The 999-nt window shown below is 75.2% G+C and carries 1 pseudogene; it reads left to right on the top strand.

Annotated elements, in window-relative coordinates:
• A pseudogene (locus ACJA3G_RS37575) lies at positions 1–306 on the top strand (NERD domain-containing protein); the annotation flags it as partial.
• Positions 307–999: the final 693 nt, after the last annotated feature.

The following is a 999-nucleotide window of genomic DNA, read 5'->3' as shown; positions in this document are numbered from 1 at the left end:
CGCCGGCACCGGGTGCGGATCGCCGACCCCCTGGTGGGGGTCGGCCGTTCGGCCCCCTCACCGGTGCTGCGGTGGGTCCGGAGGGACGCGGAGCGGGCTTCGCTGGCGCTGGTGGCGGGGGTACGGGGGGTGCTGGTCCTGTGCGACGCTTCCCGGGTCGACGTCGCGGCCCCGCCCCGGGGTGTGCGCGTCCTGCGGGATTCGGATGTCCCCGAGCTGGCGCGGGCGGGGGGTGTGCTGAAGCCGGCGGATGTGGAGGCCCTGTACTGGAGGGCGCGGGACCGCCGGGCGTGGCGGAGGGTGTGAGCCGCCGGGGGCCACGCCCCCGGACGGGCGCCCCCTTCGGGCGGGTGTTTGTCTGCGGCCCGGTGGTGGGCTGATCGCGCAGTTCCCCGCGCCCCTGAAATGCCGCTGCGCGGCATCCCCTGGGCGCCCCGGAGGGGCGCATCCAGGGGCGCGGGGAACTGCGCGAGCAACCAGCCACGGTCCGCAGACGGCGACGGGTCTCAGGGGCGCGAGCAACTAGCCACGGTCCCAGGCGACCACGGGTTTTTAGGGGCGCGGGGAACTGCGCGAGCAACCCAGCACGGTCCGCAGACGGCCTCGGGTTTAGGGGCGCGAGCAACTAGCCACGGCCGCAGGCGACCACGGGTTTAGGGGCGCGGGGAACTGCGCGACCGGCCACCCACTGACCCGCAGACGAAGTCCGGGCCGAAAAGGGGCGCGGGGAACTGCGCGACCAGCCACCCACCGACCCGCAGACGAAGCCCGGGCCACCTGCGCGACCAGCCACCCACCGGCCCGCAGACGAAGCCCGGGCAAACCAGAGGCACGGGCTTCGTCTGCGGGCCGGTGGGTGGCTGGTCGCGCAGGTGGCCCGGGCTTCGTCTGCGGGTCGGTGGGTGGCTGGTCGCGCAGTTCCCCGCGCCCCTTTTCGGCCCGGACTTCGTCTGCGGGTCAGTGGGTGGCCGGTCGCGCAGTTCCCCGCGCCCCTAAACC

The organism is Streptomyces sp. YS-3 (assembly GCF_045257485.1).
Taxonomy (GTDB): Bacteria; Actinomycetota; Actinomycetes; order Streptomycetales; family Streptomycetaceae; genus Streptomyces.
This window is presented reverse-complemented; position numbering and strand designations above follow the sequence as displayed.